The sequence below is a fragment of the Sphingomonas sp. PAMC 26605 genome (assembly GCF_000241485.1).
Lineage (GTDB): Bacteria > Pseudomonadota > Alphaproteobacteria > Sphingomonadales > Sphingomonadaceae > Sphingomonas.
This window is the reverse complement of sequence record NZ_JH584247.1, coordinates 1-961: the sequence shown is the minus strand read 5'-3', so window position 1 is coordinate 961 and position 961 is coordinate 1. Positions and strand designations below refer to the sequence as shown.

Annotated in this window: 2 protein-coding genes; both read right to left on the bottom strand. The window is 58.8% G+C overall.

The features are described 5' to 3' along the window. Positions 1–86 precede the first annotated feature (86 nt). Complete coding sequence (locus tag RH90_RS21635) at positions 87–287, bottom strand: antitoxin VbhA family protein (RefSeq protein ID WP_010189131.1); 201 nt, start codon at positions 285–287, stop codon at positions 87–89. Beyond that, positions 280–507, bottom strand: coding sequence for an antitoxin VbhA family protein (locus RH90_RS21630; protein ID WP_010189129.1), 228 nt, complete (start codon positions 505–507; stop codon positions 280–282). The genes RH90_RS21635 and RH90_RS21630 overlap by 8 nt, the downstream gene beginning before the upstream one ends. Between the last annotated feature and the right edge of the window lie 454 nt (positions 508–961).

Sequence of the window (961 nt, the reverse complement as noted above, 5' to 3'; positions counted from 1 at the left end):
CGATCGATACGCGCATGCCGCTGTCGCGCAGCGACCCTCTCTCCGCCCGATCGTCTTCACGCTCATATGGTAGGGGACGAGCGGCATCAGCGAAGAGCTTCAACCGCCTCGATTGCCTGAGCCATTGTCAGCTCGCCGGCAATGAATTTCTGAGCGATCCTCTCGCCCTCCTGTGACGGAATCAATCCCTCGAAACGGAGACTGCCTCGGGCAAAATCGATCGCACGCTGCCGCCTGTCGCGTTCTTCTGCGCTGATCCATGGCACCGAGTCATATGGGTCAGACATCACCTGTCCCCTCGCCCGACTTGTAGAGAGCCTGAATCGCAGCGACAAATTCGTCCACGGTCAACTCGCCATCGATGTGACGGGCAGCTATCTCTTCTACTTCGGGCGAGAGGACGAAACCCTCGTAGCGCACACTACCCCGAGCGAAATCAACTGCGCGCTGTCGCTCGGCGCGATCTTCCGGACTGATCTCCGGCGAAGTGTCTCGGTCGTCCGACATACGCACGCACCCTTCTGTTTCTGCTTTCTACTTCTGCCTTCTTGCGACCGGCAGCCCTTGCGTACCCGGTCGCTGCCAAGCCCGTTCTACACGGGTGCGGAGGCGTCTTCAACGCCGGAGAGGGGTGTCGGGTGCTCCCGACCGTACGCAAACCTCTTGGTTTGCATAAGTGCGCCGTTAGCTTCGCTACCGGCTGCGTCAGCAGTCTTCTTCCTTCTGCCCTTCTGCCTGCTTTTTGGTTCTCCTTTTTCCCTCCTGCTTGCGTTGTTTCTACCTTCTGCCTACCCTAACCTTCTGATCTTCGGAGACGGACCATGGCCGAAACCAAATTGTCCCCACGCGAAAAATTGCTGGAGCAACAACGCCAGCTCGCCGCCCGTATCGCTGCTCTCGATGCCCGTGAGAAATCACAGGAGCGCAAGACCGATACGCGTCGCAGGATTCTTATCGGTGG

Bases quoted from the DNA above. Each gene is read 5' to 3' on its own strand.
- RH90_RS21635 (WP_010189131.1), bottom strand. From the start codon at position 287: ATGTCTGACCCATATGACTCGGTGCCATGGATCAGCGCAGAAGAACGC.
- RH90_RS21630 (WP_010189129.1), bottom strand. From the start codon at position 507: ATGTCGGACGACCGAGACACTTCGCCGGAGATCAGTCCGGAAGATCGC.